The following is an 18,305-nucleotide window of genomic DNA, read 5'->3' as shown; positions in this document are numbered from 1 at the left end:
AAAATTTTGTTTCAGTGATTAAATCTTCTAAAAAACAAGAGTATGATGTGCACAATTTATCTTTTGAGTGCTCATTTTATGTCCAATTGGTTTCCCAAGTGGCGCCCTTATGAGGGTAGTATCGATGCACGACCAGTAGGTACCGCAGAGTATTTACCGCCTGCCCAGACCCTGATCTTGGGGGTACAACATGCCTTTGCCATGTTCGGAGCGACGGTACTGGCGCCATTTCTAATGGGTTTTGATCCCAATCTGGCCATTTTAATGTCGGGAATCTGTACCATCCTGTTCTTCCTGATCACGGGTGGTCGTGTACCAAGTTATCTGGGTTCAAGCTTTGCGTTCATTGGGGTGGTGATTGCAGCAACCGGCTATGCAGGTGCTGGCGGACTGAATCCAAATATTGGTGTCGCCGCTGGCGGGATTATTGTATGTGGTGTGCTTTATGCCTTGATGGGTGTTCTGGTCATGGCAACGGGAACCCGCTGGATTGAAAAATTGATGCCGCCGGTGGTGACCGGTGCGGTGGTAATGATTATCGGTCTGAACCTGGCCCCTGTGACTGTGAAAAACGTCATGGGCAATACCTTTAATATGTGGATGTCACTGGTGACCGTACTGTGTATGGGTTCTATTGCGGTGTTTACCAAAGGTCTGGTACAGCGTCTATTGCTCTTGATCGGTTTATTGCTGGCTTACTTCATTTACTACATTTTAAGTAATGTGATGGGCTATGGGACTGCAATTGATTTTGCGCCCATTCAGCAAGCGGGCTGGTTTGGTGTTCCGAGCTTCCATGCACCTGTATTTGATACCAATGCCATGCTGATCATTGCACCCATTGCCTTGATTCTGATTGCAGAAAACCTGGGACATATTAAAGCGGTGGGTGCCATGACCGGGGAAAATCTGGATCCGCATATCGGTAAAGCCTTTGTAGCGGACGGTATTGCAACTACCTTGGCAGGTGGTGTGGGCGCACCGGGTATGACCACCTATGGTGAGAACATCGGTGTGATGGCCGTTACCCGGGTTTACTCGACGATTATCTTTGCTGTTGCCGGTGTATTTGCGGTATTCCTAGGTTTATCGCCGAAATTTGGTGCGATTATTCATACCATTCCAACAGCGATTTTAACCGGCGCCTCAATTGTGGTCTTTGGTCTGATTACTATTGCCGGTGCGAAAATCTGGATCGAAAATAAAGTCGATTTTTCACAGAACAAAAACCTGATGGTGGCAGCAGTAACGATTATTCTGGGTACGGGTGACTTTGCCCTGACCTTCGGTAACTTTAACCTAGGTGGAATTGGTACAGCGACCTTTGCTGCGTTATTCCTGAACTGGTTCTTTAGCCTGGTCGATAAAAAATAATTCGAAGACTTAAATTTTCAAGCAGCCTCCAGGCTGCTTTTTTTATATCGTAAGAATTGTTTAAATAGGCCTGATCTTTTATATGAGCATCCTGCCGATGCGTCTGGATTTTTTTGATTTACGTCTTTTTCTCAATATAGTCGACACAGGTAGTCTGACCAAAGGTGCTGAACGCTCTGCCATTTCCTTACAGGCAGCAAGTGAGCGGATTAAAAAGCTGGAACAGCAATATCAGGTCAGTCTGTTCAGCCGCCATTCTGCTGGGGTAAAAATGACTTTTGCGGGACAGGTCTTTGCTGAACATGCCCAAGCCCTGTTGCAACAGGGACAACAGTTGTCTCAAGCCATGGCCGGCTTTAGTGAAGGACTCAATTCCAATATCAGCTTATGGTGTAACTCTTCAGCACAAAGTGAGTACCTTCCCCTATTATTGCCCCAGTATCTGGTGAATAACCCAAATATCCAGATCGACCTCAAAGAAGCAGAGAGCAATGACATCATTGCGGCTTTGGCGAGTGGTACTGCCAAGCTAGGACTTATTTCCAGCTTTTTTCCTGCCCCTCAATTACAGACTCTGGAATTTTCAGATGATCCTCTGGTGCTGATCTGCCCTGAACAGCATGATTTAGCAGCTAATCAGGCATTAACATTAGCAGACTGTCTGAATTATCCTTTTGTTGGTCTGATGCAATATCACTCTTTGCAGCAGTCGATTGAAACCCAAGCTCGCTTGCTGAACTGTGAGATTCAATACCGTTTACGCTTACCAAATTTTGCCGCCATTGCCCAGGTTGTGGCCAATGGTGTAGGTATCGCGATCATGCCAAAACGTGCTGCACAACGTTTGTCGAAGCTCTATGCATTTCAGCAAATCCAACTGACGGGAGATTGGGCCAACCGCAAGTTATTGTTAGCTGCAAAGAACTTTGATGAACTAAGCACCGCTTATCAGCACTTTAGCCAGTTCCTCATTTCTGCGGATGTACAAAAAATCCTGAATTAAATCCAGCCGAATTGATGCAGCATCATATAGCTGCCTAAGGCGATCAGGCCGATAAAAAATACTGTCCGGAATTTCTGTTCAGGGATACGGGAACGGATTTTCTTGCCGCACCACATCCCGATCAAGGCCGGAGTCAGTGCAATCGCCGACATGGCATAATCAATCGGCATATCTTCCACCGGGTTTTGGTGCAGGAAAATTGCCAAACACACCGTTGAGGTGGTAAATACCAACCCTAAGGCCTGAACCAGATCATCACGTTTTAAATGCAGGGTTTGCAAATAAGGCACCACGGGAATCACGACTACCCCAGTTGCCACGGTCAAGGCCCCGCCGAGATATCCCATAATCGGAGAAAGCCAATTTTCATGCTGGCTTAAATCTGGCATCCGTTTCGCCAGTAGACCATATAGGCCATACAGGGCAAGCATCCCGCCCAGTAAGGCTTCACTATGAAATCCAGAATGGCCCAAGGTCGGGAAAATACTCCAGACTGAACCCACAATAATGCCTGCCAGCAATAGCCAGAAACGGCGAATCAGTTTCAGCACATGACCTTCGGCAAAGAGTTGCCAGAAATTGGTCAGCATCGAAGGCACAATCAGTAAAGTTGCTGCCTGGAATGGGCTCATAAATATGGTCAGCAAACCCATGGACACAGCCGGCAAACCTAATCCAATGGTGCCTTTAATCAGACCAGCCAGAGCAAAAATAGCAATAACAAAAGCAGTCATCTGATGACCCTAAATTGATTTAAGCCCATGCTATAAAAATCACGAATAGAGTAAAATCAGGGTTTTAAGAAGGAAGCCTCAAGCAAATATTGAGGCTTCAGATGGATGTGCTGAAACTCATCAGATTCATCAGCAAAAATCGGATTTGAAAATTGTTTAAGGACGGAATTCTTTCAGTTCACGCTGAATGAAATACTGGAACATTTCTCGGTACAGATGTTCAATAAACGCCTGATCCACACCCTGCTGTTGTGCCAAGGCTTTGACATTTTCGACGATCTGCTCCATACGCTCCGGTGATTGCAGATCAGTTTCAGTTTTTTTAAAACGGGTGGTTTGATCAACATAAAATTGACGCGCAGCGATCAGCTCGACTAAAGCTGTATCAATGGCATCGATCTGTTGACGTGCATGTTGTAATGATTCAGCTTTGATTTTTTCCATGTTTATTCAGTCACTTTCAGTTTAGTTATCACTCTTATACTTTTCTTCTAACACATTACTGAAAATACTTTCAATCATCCAGACACGATATAAGCTATTAAATGTATAACTTTGCCCATCAATACGCAGTTCCAGCACCGGTAAATTCGGCTGGGACTTCATTTCACATAAGGTGTCATTTTCCTGCAACTTGGCCAGAACATCTTCCTGAGTCAGTTCAGTAATATTCAGTTCCTGCTGCATACGCTTGAAATGCGCTGCATAAGACAGATCATAACCACGGGTCCAGACCGCTTCCAGAATCTGGTACATGGCTTCAATCCGCTGCTCTTCCGGACAGCTATAAAACAACTGTGCCATTGGCATCACGGCCTGCTCGGTTGGCCGGCAGAATGGGGTAAATTTGACTTCAGTTCGCTTGGATAAGCGCGTCGCCAGACTCCAGTCAAACCAGTCGCGTCCCTGATAAGACAGCGGATAGACATTCAACTGGATATTATAAAAATCAGCCAGCTCTTCCTTAATATAAGCCAGCAACAACCAGGAAATCGGATCTTCCAGGGCGATATACAGGTCTAGCTCCGGGTCCATGGACTGGATTTCATTCAGCTCTTCAGCATCACTGATCAGATGCTCACGCCATTCAATATGATTGATCAGGAAAATCGGATTGCCGGTCAGTAATCTCTGCTGTTTCAGGCGACGGGTCAGACGTAAAAGATCATCTACCGCCTGATACTGGCGTCCGCCAAACTGGAAATAACTGGCCAGAATCGGACTATGCTCAAAAATTCGTTCCGGAAAATTCTGCGGCGCATGATGACGGCTGGCCATCGCATATAAAGTGCGTAATTTTCCGTTCTGTTTTTGCCAGAGCATATGAAAGACATCTTCTAGCAAATACAGAAAATCCTGACCGCGTAATGGTGTATTTCTCAGGATAGTTTCTGCCTGCTTTAAGGCTTCAGCTGTCGGTAATTCTGGGGTCTCATGAAAGCTGAAACGATGCTGTTTAGATAAAATTTTGGCATCATTCAGGCAATAGTGCTGCCATTCATCAAAAGACATCTGATTAGGCGGCTCAGCCCGCTGATCTGAAATAATGACTTTGAGTGGCTTCAGTTCCGGACTGAGAATTTCTTCCAGTTGCGGTAACTGTTGTACCGCCAGATAACTATAAACATCATCCAGTCTTAAATGGATGCTCAAGCCATCTTCAATAGATAACACCGTTTGACGAACTGGTTTCTGGTAAAACCAACTCGATCGGATTGGATCAAACCAACGGCGTAGCAGGGACATGAGAGGTGCCTCGAAAAGATTTTGTCATGCCAGCCCTTGCCAGCAGGATCGTTTTATTCAACATCCTATTATGAGGATGTTTATGACCTGATATAAGTCTTGTGCAAAACTTATATCAAGTCAGCAACAAATGTTCAATGTTTTCTAGGACTTTAGATTTCAAGATTTAGGTCAGTCACGGCCCCGGTCTCCGCCCCAGAGGTCAGTTTGGCGAATTTCGCCAGTGCCCCGTGAGTGTAATTCGGTTTCGGTTTCACCCAGGCCGCCTGACGTGCAGCAAGCTCTTCATCCGAAATATGCCAGGTCATTTCACGGGTTTCCGCATTAATGGAAATTTCATCGCCATTTTGCACCAGACCAATCGGGCCACCCTCATAGGCTTCCGGTGTGACATGACCAATCACAAAACCATGACTTCCGCCTGAGAAACGGCCATCAGTAATCAGTGCGACTGAATCCCCCAGACCTTTACCAATAATAGCAGAAGTCGGTTTTAGCATTTCCGGCATGCCCGGTCCACCTTTAGGACCTACACCGCGAATCACGAGTACCTCACCTGGCTGAACTTCGCCATCCAGAATCCCGCGCATCGCACCCTGTTCGCCTTCAAACACGCGGGCCGGTCCTTTGAAATATAGACCTTCTTTACCGGTAATTTTGGCCACAGCCCCATTCGGTGACAGGTTGCCTTTCATAATGATCAGATGCGAGTCTTTTTTCACCGGTTGGTCGAATGGCAAAATAATCTGCTGGTCTTCAGGATAATCTTCTACATCTGCCAGGTTTTCTGCCAGTGTTTTTCCGGTCACAGTCAGGCAGGAACCATCTAGCATGCCAGCATCCAGCATGCGTTTCATCAATGGCTGGATCCCACCAATGGCAATCAGTTCCGACATTAGATATTTACCGGATGGACGGACATCGGCGACTACAGGAATTTCTTTACCAATTCGTACAAAGTCATCCAGGCTCAGCTCAACACCCGCTGTATGCGCCATGGCTAACAGATGCAGCACTCCATTGGTTGATCCACCCAATGCAATCAATACTTTAATTGAATTTTCAAAAGCCGCTTTGGTCATGATGTCACGTGGCTTGATATCCAGACGTAGCAGATTCATCACTGCTTCACCAGCACGGGCACAGTCAATCTGCTTGTCTTCAGACACCGCTTCCTGTGCGGATGAGCCTGGCAGGCTCATGCCGAGAGCTTCAATCGCAGAGGCCATAGAATTGGCGGTATACATCCCCCCACAAGAACCCGGCCCTGGCAAAGACACTTCTTCAATATGTTTCACCTGAATCGCATTAATTTCGCCTTTGGCATGCTGACCGACCGCTTCAAATACAGAAATCATGTCAGTATGGCCTTCACCCGGCTTGATGGTACCGCCATAAATAAACAGACCCGGACGGTTTAAGCGTGCCAAGCCCATGATGCAGCCCGGCATGTTTTTGTCACAACCGCCAATGGCAATCACGCCATCATAGGCCTGACAACCAACTACTGCTTCAATCGAATCGGCAATAATTTCCCGCGACAGCAAGGAGTATTTCATCCCTTCAGTCCCGTTGGAAATCCCATCAGAAATAGTGATGGTATTGAAGATAATGCCCTTACCACCGGCAGCATTCACGCCCTGCTCGACTGTACGTGCCAGGCCATCAATATGCATATTGCAAGGGGTCACATTGGCCCAGGTCGACGCGATCCCGATAAACGGACGAGTAAAGTCTTCATCCTGAAAACCGGTGGCACGCATCATGGAACGGGCCGGTGCATTTTCGATGCCTTCATAGACGGGAGCAGAATGTTCTCGGATATTGTCTTTACTCATTTTATTCGTCCTGGATGTAATTCTTGTGAAGCTTAAAAGCTGTCTAGGTTTTATTCGATTGTATAGAAAGCGATCTTTAGATAAAAGTAAGACTCTGTGTATCTGATTCAGTTATTTGAGGTAGTGCAATTATCAAAAATAAAAAAAGCACCCCTCTGGAGTGCTTTTTTGCGCTATAAAAATTTACAGCTTAGATTTCACGTACTGCGCCTTTCGCCGCACTAGTCGTATGCATCGCATAGGCTTTTAGGGCTTTAGAAATCTTACGTGGACGGTCTTCCACTGGATGCCAGCCTTTTTCATCTTGAGCAGCACGACGAGCGGCCATAGTCGCATCATCAACAGCCAGATGAATGGTACGGTTTGGAATATCGATTTCGATACGGTCGCCATCTTCAACCAGACCAATAGCACCACCTTCAGCTGCTTCCGGAGAAACGTGACCAATCGACAGACCTGAAGAACCACCAGAGAAACGGCCGTCAGTCAGAAGTGCGCACTCTTTACCAAGACCTTTAGATTTCAGGTAGCTGGTTGGGTACAGCATTTCCTGCATACCAGGGCCACCACGTGGACCTTCGTAACGAATCACAACTACATCACCTGCTGTGATTTTACCACCCAGAATCGCATCTACCGCAGAATCCTGACTTTCAAATACGCGTGCAGTCCCGTTAAATTTCAGGATTGATTCATCTACACCAGCTGTTTTTACGATACAGCCATCCAGCGCGATGTTGCCATAAAGTACAGCCAGACCACCGTCTTTAGAGAAAGCATGTTCTGCATTACGGATCACACCATTTTCACGGTCGCCATCCAGACGTGAGTAGTAACGGTCTTGTGAGAATGCAGTTTGAGTTGGTACACCGCCCGGTGCTGATTTAAAGAATTTATACACTTCCTCATCTTCAGTACGGATGATGTCCCACTTGTCCAAAGCATCTTTTAATGTTGCTTCGTGAACCGTACCGACAGAGGTATCTAACAGGCCTGCACGATCCAGTTCACCGAGGATCGACATGATACCGCCGGCACGGTGTACATCTTCCATATGCACGTCATTCTTCGCAGGAGCAACTTTACAAAGCACTGGTACTTTACGAGACAGACGGTCGATATCATCCATCGTAAAGTCTACACCTGCTTCATTTGCAGCAGCTAACAGGTGAAGTACTGTGTTAGTTGAACCACCCATCGCGATATCCAAAGTCATGGCATTTTCATACGATGCTTTGGTCACCATTGAACGTGGCAAGACGCTGTAATCATCTTGTTCATAATGACGTTTTGCCAGTTCAACAATGAGAGAACCAGCGCGTTCGAACAGTTTTTTACGGTTCGCATGCGTTGCCAAAGTTGAACCGTTACCTGGAAGTGATAGACCCAATGCTTCAGTCAAACAGTTCATTGAGTTCGCAGTGAACATGCCTGAACATGAACCACAGGTTGGGCATGCAGAACGTTCGTATTCCGCAACTTCTTCATCAGTATAGTTATCATCTGCAGCGACGATCATCGCATCGATCAGGTCGATGGCTTTGTCATTACCACGAATTTTTACTTTACCGGCTTCCATCGGACCGCCAGACACGAAGACCACTGGAATGTTCAGACGCATTGCTGCCATCAACATCCCCGGAGTGATCTTGTCACAGTTCGAGATACACACCATGGCATCGGCACAGTGTGCGCTGACCATATATTCCACCGAGTCAGCAATCAGGTCGCGTGAAGGCAGTGAATACAACATACCGTCATGACCCATCGCAATGCCGTCATCAACAGCAATGGTATTGAATTCTTTTGCTACACCGCCTGCCTGTTCAATCTGACGTGCCACGAGTTGGCCTAGATCTTTAAGGTGAACATGACCCGGTACAAACTGAGTGAATGAGTTCACCACGGCAATAATCGGTTTACCGAAGTCTTCATCCTTCATCCCAGTTGCGCGCCATAAGCCACGCGCACCCGCCATGTTTCTTCCGTGTGTCGATGTTTTTGAACGATAGTCAGGCATTTTATATTTCCAACAAAGTTTGAGCTTGAAATGAACCGAAAAAGGTTCACTCTGGCTAGATCATACTGACAATGAGCTTAAATCAGTCGAATGTTAGACCTATCATACTACAAGCCATTGTTTTACAAGATGACCTATTCGTTGTAGATGCAGACAAAAATGTCTATAGAGAGGTCTCGGTGAGCTGACAATAAAAATCTCTTAATAAAGCTACTATACCGCCATCATGGATCGGACAATACAAAACTTTCATGAATAATTTTTAGAATTTGCATGAGTTTTTTTTATATAAAATTTAATTAAAAGTAGGAATCTATAATCGCTGTAACAGTTAAGTGCATTGTAGATTAGGCGGCCATTTGGCTTTTAGCTTATAATAGCTGCCAAGTTTATTTGGAATTTCATGTGTGAAAATCATATTTGCAGGCACACCAGAATTTGCAGCAACTGCATTGGCTGCGCTTCTCAAAACCGATCATGAAATTGTGGCGGTCTATACTCAGCCGGACCGTAAAGCCGGTCGTGGTCAGAAACTTACCGCTTCTGCTGTGAAACAGCTGGCGCTTGAACATGACATTCCGGTATATCAGCCACTTCATTTCAAGTCTTCAACTGAAGAAGGTCTTGCTGCTCAGGCTGAGTTAAAAGCGTTGAATGCTGATGTGATGGTTGTAGCTGCCTATGGTCTGATTTTGCCGCAAGTGGTTCTGGATACGCCTAAATATGGTTGCCTGAATATTCATGGTTCACTGCTGCCACGCTGGCGTGGTGCTGCGCCGATCCAACGTGCAATTGCAACAGGTGATCACGAAACTGGCGTGACCATCATGAAAATGGCTGCCGGGCTGGACACTGGTGATATGATGTATAAAACTTTATGTCCTATCACTGCAGAAGATACTTCAGCTAGCCTGCACGATAAACTGGCTGCTCAAGGTGCGGAAGCAATTGTAGCGGTACTGGAATCTGAAGAAAAATTACAACAGTATTTAGCCGCACGGGAAGTGCAGGACGAAGAACTTACCGTCTATGCTCATAAGCTATCTAAAGCAGAAGCCCGAATTGACTGGAGCTGTACTGCCTCTAATATTGACCGTAATATCCGTGCCTTTAATCCTTGGCCGGTGGCTTTTATCCCTCTAGATGAAAATAACAACCTGCGGGTTTGGGGTTCGGTACTCTCAGAAAAAAATGCACACTGTCATGCAGCCGGCACGATTCTGGCGATTGATAAACAGGGTGTGCATGTAGCCTGTGGTGATGAAAAAGCAGTGTGTTTAACTTCACTGCAATGGCCGGGCGGCAAACCGCTCAATCCGGTACAAATTAACCAGACCCAAAAATTACATGTAGGACAATTATTGGCATGAGTCATTCTGAATCAGGCACATCTCACCTTAACTTGCGTGCCCAAGTGATTCGTACCTTACTTGCTGTACAGCAAGGACAATCTCTGGCCAGCATCTTGCCGCTGCATTTAAAGAAAGTGGCTGACCGTGATCGTGCCCTGTTCCATGAACTGGTTTTGGGTACTTTGCGTCAATGGTACGCACTTAAAAGTATTACTCTGCCACTGCTGGTGAAGCCTTTAAATAATGACACGGTTGAAACCTGTCTCTATGTCGGCCTATACCAGTTACTGGAAACCCGAATTGCACCGCATGCTGCCATTTCTGAAACCGTGACTGCAGTAAAGCAACTTGGTTATCAGGCTTTAAGTGGCGTAGTCAATGCCATCCTGCGCCGTGTTTCACGTGAAACATCGGAATTTCAGGCAGCACTGGATCAGGCTCATGGCCTGCCAAGCTGGCTATTTAAACGTCTGAAAAAAGACTGGCCAGAGCAGCTTACTGAGCTGAGTCATGAACTGAAACAGATTGCTCCACTGACCTTACGCGTAAATGAACGTCAGGTTAGCCGTGAAGACTATCTGGAAATTCTGGAAGAGCACGAAATTCCGGCTCACGCCTGTACTGTTTCCAAGGTCGGAATTGTCCTGGATGCCAATGTACAGGTACCTGATTTACCCGGCTTTGATGTCGGCGGTTTTTCGGTGCAGGATGAACATGCCCAGCTCTGCGCTACCTTGTTGCCAGATCTCGATGACAAGTTTGTGATTGATGCCTGTGCAGCACCGGGTGGTAAAACGGCGCATATTCTAGAAAAATATCAGCCGCGTAAACTGATTGCGCTGGATCAGGATGCCAAGCGTTTAACGCGTGTCACTGAGAATCTTGAACGTCTGTTACTTGAAGGCGATCATGTTGAAATTAAAGCCGCAGATGCCATCACCTGGCAGGCACCGGAACAGTCGGACTGTATCGTACTGGATGCGCCATGTTCAGCCATCGGTGTAATGCGTCGCCATCCAGATATCCGTTTACTGCGTCATTCAACAGATATTACCCAGACAGTAGAGCTGCAAAAGCAGATTCTGGAAAATATGTGGCAGCAACTCAAAGTCGGCGGCACCTTGCTCTATATCACTTGTTCAATTCTTAAAGCGGAAAATGAACAGCAAATGGTCGAATTCTTTAGCAAGCATGCAGATGCTAAGGAAATCAAAATTGAAGCCGATTGGGGTATTGAACAGATCCATGGTCGTCAGCTTCTCCCTAAAACCGGTCAAGGCGATGGCTTCTTCTATTGCCGGATTGAAAAAACTGCTTAAATGATATTGCTAAAAGAAAAGGTAGCTTTGGCTGCCTTTTTTATTATTTTGATTTGAGCTTCTTATTGTACAAATTTAAAAACCACTAGACTGGTCGCCAGTGCCGCCATACCGCTGACCAGACCATAAACGGTTTCATGACCTTTAGAAAAACGTTTTGCAGTCGGCAAGAGTTCATCCAGTGCCAGATAAACCATCACCCCACCGATAATCCCAAACACCATGCCATAAATGGTATGACTCATATACGGCGCCAGAATGAAATAACCCAGCGCAGCGCCCAGAGGTTCAGCAAGGCCTGAAACCAGACTAGCCACAAGTGCATAGTCTTTACGGCCTGTTGCACCATAAACCGGTAATGCAATCGCAACACCTTCAGGCACATTATGAATCGCAATGGCAACCGCCAATGGTGCACCCAGTGCAGGACTTTCCAGCGTCGCAAAAAAAGTCGCCAATCCTTCTGGCAGGTTATGTGCACTAATCGCAAATAACGTCAGTAGTCCTGTTCTTAGTAATTGCGGCTGACTCAGATCCTGTTTCGATTGTGCCTCAATGGTTTCATGCGGATTAGGAACGAATCGATCCAGCAATAAGACCAGTACCACACCCAATAAAAAGGCAAAAGTACCATAAGCAAAACCGGATTTTTCATCATAGGCCAGGCTAAAAGAACTAATAGATTTATTTAGAATTTCTGTGAGCGAGACATAGATCATTGCTCCGGCAGCAAAGGCCAGTCCAAAGGCTAAAATCCGGTAGTTGGGTTTTTTCAAGAACAGCACCAATCCCCCACCCACCAAGGTAGCCAGACCTGCCAAAAATGTCACTGCAAAAGCAGTATAGACTTGCGCATCGGTAACGGGAGCAATTCCCATAAGTCTGCCCATTAAAAAAGTCATTATCACCAAAGATGATAATGACTTTCATTTACAGTAACAATGTGTTTATGTGAAGATTTTTAGTCTTCTGGTTCTTCTGGATTTTTTGCCAGATGCATGACAGCCAGTGCCAGACCACCCCATAATAAAACCATGGAGAAAATCATCATAATCAATGCAGATGTATTCATATTCGTTCTCCTAACTATGACGATCTTTCACTAGACTGAACAGAATGGCACCCAGAATAAAGAATGCAATCGTACCCCCACCAATCATCCATAACGTACTTGCAGGATAATCACCGTAACCCTCTGCCATGATTGATTTCAGGGTTAAACCCAATGCCGATAATAAAGATAAGGGCGTGATCACAGTCAGCATGAATTTCCAGCTGCCACCCAGTTTCAGACTGGCAAACTCGTTCACATGTGTTTCCAGCTGTTTCATCAATGGACGACGGAACCAGGACAATAAAATAATCGAGAACAGACCACCACCCACAATACCAATGTTGTTAGCGAAGTAGTCAATGATGTCGACAAATGTAATGGCACTATGAGTCGAGAACATCAAAGTGGATACAACTGCTGAACCACCCGCAATGATGGTCACTGACTTGTTCTTCGACCAGCCCAGCTTGTCTTGGAATGCCGCAATTGGCACCTGCAGGATACTCACCATGGAGGTAATACCGGCTACAGTCAATGAACCGAAGAACAGGAAGCCGAACAGGTCACCGCCTGCACCTAAGCTGGAAATGATTTTCGGGAAGGCAATAAAGGCCAGACCGATACCACCAGAGACCACATCTTCAACTTTCGCACCTGAACTGAACGCCATAAAGCCAAGCGCAGCAAAAACCCCAATACCTGCCAGGATTTCAAACGACGAGTTGGCTAATGCCACCACAACGCCCGAACCGGTCAAGTTAGTCTTACGTTTCAGGTAAGAGGCATAGGTCAACATGATCCCGAAGCCCACTGAAAGTGAGAAGAAGATGTGACCGAAAGCAGCCAGCCAGACTTTATAATTGGTCATGGCTTCCCAGTTTGGGGTAAAGAAAGCATTTAAGCCATCGACTGCACCCGGTAAACGTACTGCCTGAATCACCAGGATTGTGAATAAAATCACCAGCAAAGGCATAAAGATTTTATTCGCCAGTTCCACCCCACGGCGTACCCCACCGTAAAGAATCAGCATCACGGCTGCCCAAACGATCACCAGACCAAAGAACAGGACTGGTACAAAACCGAAAGTTAAGCCCTCACCATTTTGCAGGTAGCTATTGAAGAAAAAGGCTTGTGTATCTGTGCCCCACTGCTGTCCAAAGGAATAAATCATATAGCTGCCGGCCCAAGACAGGACGCTGGCATAATAAATCCCGATGATCAGGGTCACCATGACCTGCCACCAACCCAGAGATTCTGCATTCATGAGTTTTTTGTAGGCCATCGGTGGTGCTTTGCGGAACTTATGTCCGACTGCATAATCTAAAAATAATAGAGGTAAACCTGCTGCAAAAATCGCAATCAGATAAGGAATCAGGAATGCCCCGCCGCCGTTTTCATAGGCAACGTATGGAAAGCGCCAAATATTCCCCAAACCAACGGCAGAGCCAATGGCTGCAATAATAAATCCTGATCGTGCCGACCAATTCTCTCGAGTATCTGTCATAGAACACCTAAACTTTAAACTTCATTCAATACTGCTTGTTATGGTTATGTCGCGAGCACTGAAGAAGCATTTCAATTATTTCGGGTGTTTGAATTAGAGTTATACCTTTTGGGCATCGAATTCTAATATACAAACAGGTCAGCTAGCCGGACAGCTTGCTTAAAGTCTGAGCAGAAAGCCGACCTTGTAGATGGTTCAACAATACTGACTTTTGCAAATTTTTTCTGTAATTTCTGCTTAAAACATTCTTTTTTTATAATCTATTCTTATCAAATGCTCAATAATTCTACGCCGAGCTCTTGATTTTATTGGTTATATGTATACAAACTTTTTGGAATATATTGTTTTTAAGTTTTACTACAGTTTTCAAGCAATTTTTCGCTCTTAACTCATCAAGTATTAAATAGAAATTGAAAAAGTATTTTTTTAATCTTCTTCTTCATTTTCTTCTGAATAAAAACAGAGCTATGTCTCAATTTATTTAGCTAATATTTTCTGCCTACTCTGCTACCTTTTTAAGCAATAAAAAGCAAAATTCCACAACCGGCCTTAATTATGCCGATTGTGGAACTGTACTGATTGATTCGGTCAGCTTAACATTTGATGACAAGCATACGCTCTTCCTGCATATCACGAATCGCAGATTGAATACCTTCTCGACCCAGACCCGAATCCTTCACACCACCATACGGCATATTATCAACACGGAATGACGGAATATCATTGATAATCACACCACCGACATGCAGATGATCCCAGGCATACATCATCTTCTGCAGATTCTGGGTATAGATACCGGCTTGCAGACCAAAGCGACTGCTATTAATACAGGCAATTCCTGATTCAAAATCACTATACGCTTCAATAATGGCGACCGGACCAAATACTTCATTACGGTAAATTTCCAGTTGATGATCTACCTTTTCCAACAGGATCGGTTCAAACATCGCACCTTTCACTTCACCACCGGTCAGTACATGGGCACCTTGCGCTACGGCATCTTCCATCCAGCGATGCAAACGTTTAGCTTCAGCTTCCTTGATCATTGGCCCCAGCAAAGTCGTTTCCAGATCCGGATCACCGGCTTTCAGATGTTGCAGTTTCTGAACCAGCTTGTCTTTCAGTTCTTCAAAAATATCCTGATGCACCAGAATACGTTGCACACTGATACACACCTGCCCTGCATGACCATAAGCGCCACCAATCAGACGGTCAATCAGCTGTTCGCTGAGTTCAGTATCTGGCTCAATCATTACTGCGGCATTCCCACCGAGTTCTAGAGTGACTTTTTTGCGGCCGGCACGGGCTTTCATATCCCAACCCACGACATCAGAACCGGTAAAGCTCAATAGTTTAAAACGGTCATCTGTAACCAGTACATCTGCAAGATCGCGTGGACACGGCAGAACTGAGAATGCATTCTTCGGTAAATCAGTTTCTGCCAGAATCTCGGCAATTTTTAAGGCTGAAACTGGAGTCAGACTCGCCGGTTTCAACACGAATGGACAACCCGCAGCAATTGCCGGCGCAATTTTATGTGCAGTCAGATTTAATGGAAAGTTAAACGGACTAATCAGGGAAACAGCGCCAATCGGTACCTGTTTCACCATGCCCTGATAACCGGAAGCTGCGGCGGTGACTGCCAGAGGCAAAATACGCCCCTGATCCATCTGGGTGACCGCATCTGCCGCAATCTGGAAAGTATTGATCAGACGTTCTACTTCTGCACCGGCTGCTTTACGTGGCTTGCCACCTTCCGCAATCAGGATTTCAGTCAGTTCTTCACGGATTTCATTAAACCGCTTCACACAATGCAGCAGAATTTTCTGTTTCTGGAAAGGTTCCAATGCTGCCATTTCAGCTTCTGCCTGAGTCGCAGAATGAATTGCCTTTTCTAAAGTTTCAGCATCTGCCAGCGCGACACGTGCATAAAGCTCCTGACTATATTTATGTTTGACCTCCAGCCATTCACCCGTTTGTACCGGCTGTCCTGCCACATATAATGGATAGTCTTGATGATGTTGTGCTGCTGTCGATCCCATTATTCTGCCCTTCACATTAGCATATACATTTTAGAAATTACCTATATCATGCACTTACTGATTACGTTTAAGAAGATGTATTTAGGTAACAAAATCGCTCAATTTAAAGAAAGCGTAAGGAAAATTAGAAATGCGTACACAATTATTCACTGCATTATTACTGGGATTAGGACTGAGCAGCATAGGCCATGCCGATGTGATTGGTCTTAAAGCAGATGCCAGCTACTGGAATTTTGACGGTTATAGCCAGTCTGCCAATGCCGGCAAACAGGACCTGGATCGCCAAGGCACGGCACAACTCTCTGTCGCATTTGAACATCCAGTACCACTACTGCCAAATGCCAAAATCAAATATGTGAATCTGGACAGCAATAGCGAACAAAGCACCCCGCTGAATGTTGCTGATATCGAACTCAATAATATCGACTATATTCTGTATTATGAGCTGCTGGATACCATTGTGCATGCTGATATCGGTGCGGGTCTGACTAATCTGGATGGTACAGTCAGAAATCTGAATGCAGGTGTCCTGACTCAGTACGATCTAGATGAATACAGTCCATTACTCTACACTACAGCTGGGGTAAAACTGCCATTTACTGGCATGAGTGCTAAAGCTGAAGCGGTTTACAGTCACGGTAGCGATATCAAAAAGACTGATGTTCAGGCTGAACTGCAATATGACTTTATTGATAACCTGCTGGTTGATGTAGGGGCTAAAGTCGGTTATCGCATCATGAATATCGATGCCGAACAAAATAATGCGCCAGACTTGGAACTGGAATTTAAAGGTCCTTATATCGGCTTAGACATACACTTCTAAATAATATAATGACTTATGGAAATTAGCCTTAACCCTGTAAGCCGAGACGTACAATGATAGATGTCATCGACGTCTATGCCAGCTTTCAGGTTCAGACTATTCTATAAACATACAGAGCAGGAAGCTCAAATACCTAAAAACAAGAAGAATAAAGCAGTGCACCAGGACGTGAGGTACGACAGGAGTTATACCTAAACACGAGATACGAAAAAAGCCCCAACAGGATGTTGGGGCTTTTTTTATCTATAAATTCTTAGCATTGTTTAACAGTTCCGAGCTAAAAATCCAACATTGTAAGAATCGCCTTGTTGTTAATCTGAAAATCCTCACATTTTTTGGGAACAGCAATCATGGTAAAAAAGGTCCTCTTTATTACTTCAAACCAAGGTGTTGAACATGATGAACTGGTCGAGCCTTTAAATTTTCTAAAATCCAAAGGATTTGAAGTGATTCATGCGGCAGAAAAAAATGAAGAGGTGGCAACAGTAAAAGGCGATACTAAAGCTGCTACCTCATATACGCCTGATACCAGTTTTGATCATGTCACACTGGGTGATTATGATCTCTTGGTTGTTCCTGGTGGCACTGTGAATGCAGATACTTTAAGAATCAATGAATCTGCCCAGAAAATCGTGCAACATTTTGCTGACCAGCACAAACCGATTGCCGCAATCTGTCATGGGCCATGGGTTCTGATTGATGCACAGCGAATTAAGGATAAAAACCTGACCTCGTATAAGAGCATCAAACTGGATCTGGAAAATGCCGGTGGTAAATGGGTCGATGAACAGGTTCATCGCTGCAATACTGGTGACTGGGTGCTGATTACTTCACGTAATCCGGATGACATTCCTGCTTTCAATGATGCTATCTTAAAAGAGCTGGAAGGCGATGCTGCCTAAGTTCACACTATAAAAAGCCTCCATCTGGAGGCTTTTTTATTTTCTTGATCTTATTTTATTTAAATGCCACCTTTCAGGCTTTTTAGATAAGCCACTACATCTTTATTACCGGCCATTTCTGCCAGTTCCAACGCGGTATAGGTACTGCGATGATCGACATCTGCGCCTTTGCTCACCAGCAGTTTAACTACTTCCAGATGATCGTTTTCAGCAGCTGCATGTAAGGCACTATAGCCTTCTTCATCGGCTGAATTCACATCCAGACCTTCCTGCAAGGCTTGTTCGACCTGTTCAATATCACCTAAGGATGCCCAGTACACCAGTTCAGGAAGATGCAGTTCATCGTCATCTTCAGGGATTGGGGAGAATGATTTAATAGCCATAACTGTTTACCTGATTTTTTAATTATGAAATGGTTGATTTTACTCAGCCAACATCATGGAAAGTTCATCATATATAAATCTTTAATTAGGGTCTGTTGACACTTACTGTTCATAATTAACCCTATAACGGTAGCCATAAAAATATACAGGCTAAGGCAACAGAACTTTGATAATTTCTTTTGAGCTTGTCATATCGAGTAGCTATTCCTCT

The 18,305-nt window shown here is 45.1% G+C and carries 16 protein-coding genes and 1 pseudogene; 6 read left to right on the top strand and 11 right to left on the bottom strand.

Annotated elements, in window-relative coordinates; all coding sequences use genetic code 11:
* Positions 1-78 precede the first annotated feature (78 nt).
* Together FTU19_RS13495 and FTU19_RS13490 are read left to right on the top strand one after the other, a co-directional pair.
* Entirely contained in the window at positions 79-1,374 is a 1,296-nt protein-coding gene (locus FTU19_RS13495) for a solute carrier family 23 protein (RefSeq protein WP_180131531.1), read from the top strand.
* A 97-nt stretch (positions 1,375-1,471) separates the two neighbouring features.
* Positions 1,472-2,377 (top strand): LysR family transcriptional regulator, encoded by a 906-nt coding sequence (locus tag FTU19_RS13490; protein ID WP_180131547.1) that lies wholly within the window; start codon positions 1,472-1,474, stop codon positions 2,375-2,377.
* Here the strand turns inward: FTU19_RS13490 and FTU19_RS13485 are convergent.
* The 5 genes from FTU19_RS13485 to ilvD (FTU19_RS13465) form a co-directional block, all read right to left on the bottom strand.
* The gene (locus FTU19_RS13485) at positions 2,374-3,111 is read right to left on the bottom strand and encodes a sulfite exporter TauE/SafE family protein (RefSeq protein ID WP_180131529.1); all 738 of its coding nucleotides are present in this window, start codon (positions 3,109-3,111) and stop codon (positions 2,374-2,376) included. The two genes, FTU19_RS13490 and FTU19_RS13485, sit on opposite strands and share 4 nt — an antisense overlap.
* A gap of 156 nt (positions 3,112-3,267) precedes the next feature.
* Positions 3,268-3,555 carry a chorismate mutase gene (locus FTU19_RS13480; RefSeq protein ID WP_004780403.1) on the bottom strand — a complete coding sequence of 96 codons (288 nt, stop codon included), beginning with the start codon at positions 3,553-3,555 and terminating at the stop codon, positions 3,268-3,270.
* A gap of 21 nt (positions 3,556-3,576) precedes the next feature.
* Complete coding sequence (locus tag FTU19_RS13475) at positions 3,577-4,857, bottom strand: hypothetical protein (protein ID WP_179992899.1); 1,281 nt, start codon at positions 4,855-4,857, stop codon at positions 3,577-3,579.
* Positions 4,858-5,009: 152 nt separating this feature from the next.
* Positions 5,010-6,695, bottom strand: a complete 1,686-nt coding sequence (gene ilvD / locus FTU19_RS13470; protein WP_179992898.1) for a dihydroxy-acid dehydratase — start codon at positions 6,693-6,695, stop codon at positions 5,010-5,012.
* Positions 6,696-6,885: 190 nt separating this feature from the next.
* On the bottom strand, positions 6,886-8,715 hold the full coding sequence (ilvD, locus tag FTU19_RS13465; protein WP_081402678.1) for a dihydroxy-acid dehydratase: 1,830 nt from the start codon (positions 8,713-8,715) through the stop codon (positions 6,886-6,888).
* A gap of 407 nt (positions 8,716-9,122) precedes the next feature.
* On the opposite strand from ilvD (FTU19_RS13465), the gene fmt reads away from it, so the two are divergent.
* Both fmt and rsmB read left to right on the top strand, forming a co-directional pair.
* Positions 9,123-10,085 (top strand): methionyl-tRNA formyltransferase, encoded by a 963-nt coding sequence (gene fmt, locus FTU19_RS13460; protein ID WP_004780397.1) that lies wholly within the window; start codon positions 9,123-9,125, stop codon positions 10,083-10,085.
* Complete coding sequence (gene rsmB / locus FTU19_RS13455) at positions 10,082-11,386, top strand: 16S rRNA (cytosine(967)-C(5))-methyltransferase RsmB (protein WP_180131527.1); 1,305 nt, start codon at positions 10,082-10,084, stop codon at positions 11,384-11,386. The genes fmt and rsmB overlap by 4 nt, the downstream gene beginning before the upstream one ends.
* Before the next feature lie 62 nt (positions 11,387-11,448).
* On the opposite strand, the gene zupT is transcribed toward rsmB, so the two are convergent.
* The 4 genes from zupT to FTU19_RS13435 all read right to left on the bottom strand — a co-directional run bounded on the left by zupT (position 11,449) and on the right by FTU19_RS13435 (position 15,986).
* On the bottom strand, positions 11,449-12,264 hold the full coding sequence (zupT, locus tag FTU19_RS13450) for a zinc transporter ZupT (protein WP_180131525.1): 816 nt from the start codon (positions 12,262-12,264) through the stop codon (positions 11,449-11,451).
* A gap of 83 nt (positions 12,265-12,347) precedes the next feature.
* Positions 12,348-12,458, bottom strand: coding sequence for a methionine/alanine import family NSS transporter small subunit (locus tag FTU19_RS13445; RefSeq protein ID WP_004780392.1), 111 nt, complete (start codon positions 12,456-12,458; stop codon positions 12,348-12,350).
* Between the two features lie 10 nt (positions 12,459-12,468).
* Positions 12,469-13,944, bottom strand: coding sequence for a sodium-dependent transporter (locus FTU19_RS13440; protein WP_125279821.1), 1,476 nt, complete (start codon positions 13,942-13,944; stop codon positions 12,469-12,471).
* A 593-nt stretch (positions 13,945-14,537) separates the two neighbouring features.
* The gene (locus FTU19_RS13435) at positions 14,538-15,986 is read right to left on the bottom strand and encodes an aldehyde dehydrogenase family protein (protein WP_180131523.1); all 1,449 of its coding nucleotides are present in this window, start codon (positions 15,984-15,986) and stop codon (positions 14,538-14,540) included.
* Between the two features lie 130 nt (positions 15,987-16,116).
* On the opposite strand from FTU19_RS13435, the gene FTU19_RS13430 reads away from it, so the two are divergent.
* Positions 16,117-16,809, top strand: a complete 693-nt coding sequence (locus FTU19_RS13430; RefSeq protein WP_180131521.1) for a TIGR04219 family outer membrane beta-barrel protein — start codon at positions 16,117-16,119, stop codon at positions 16,807-16,809.
* 350 nt (positions 16,810-17,159) lie between these two features.
* The gene (locus tag FTU19_RS13425) at positions 17,160-17,711 is read left to right on the top strand and encodes a type 1 glutamine amidotransferase domain-containing protein (protein WP_180004125.1); all 552 of its coding nucleotides are present in this window, start codon (positions 17,160-17,162) and stop codon (positions 17,709-17,711) included.
* Between the two features lie 59 nt (positions 17,712-17,770).
* Here FTU19_RS13425 and FTU19_RS13420 read toward each other — a convergent pair whose 3' ends face one another.
* Positions 17,771-18,094, bottom strand: coding sequence for an ankyrin repeat domain-containing protein (locus FTU19_RS13420; RefSeq protein ID WP_180131520.1), 324 nt, complete (start codon positions 18,092-18,094; stop codon positions 17,771-17,773).
* Positions 18,095-18,215: 121 nt separating this feature from the next.
* Positions 18,216-18,305: pseudogene (locus FTU19_RS13415) on the bottom strand (IS5/IS1182 family transposase); the annotation flags it as partial.

This window comes from Acinetobacter sp. YH12072 (assembly GCF_013419565.1).
In the GTDB taxonomy this organism is placed as follows: Bacteria; Pseudomonadota; Gammaproteobacteria; order Pseudomonadales; family Moraxellaceae; genus Acinetobacter.
Note: the sequence above shows the minus strand (reverse complement) of the source record. Positions and strands in the feature narration are given on the sequence as shown.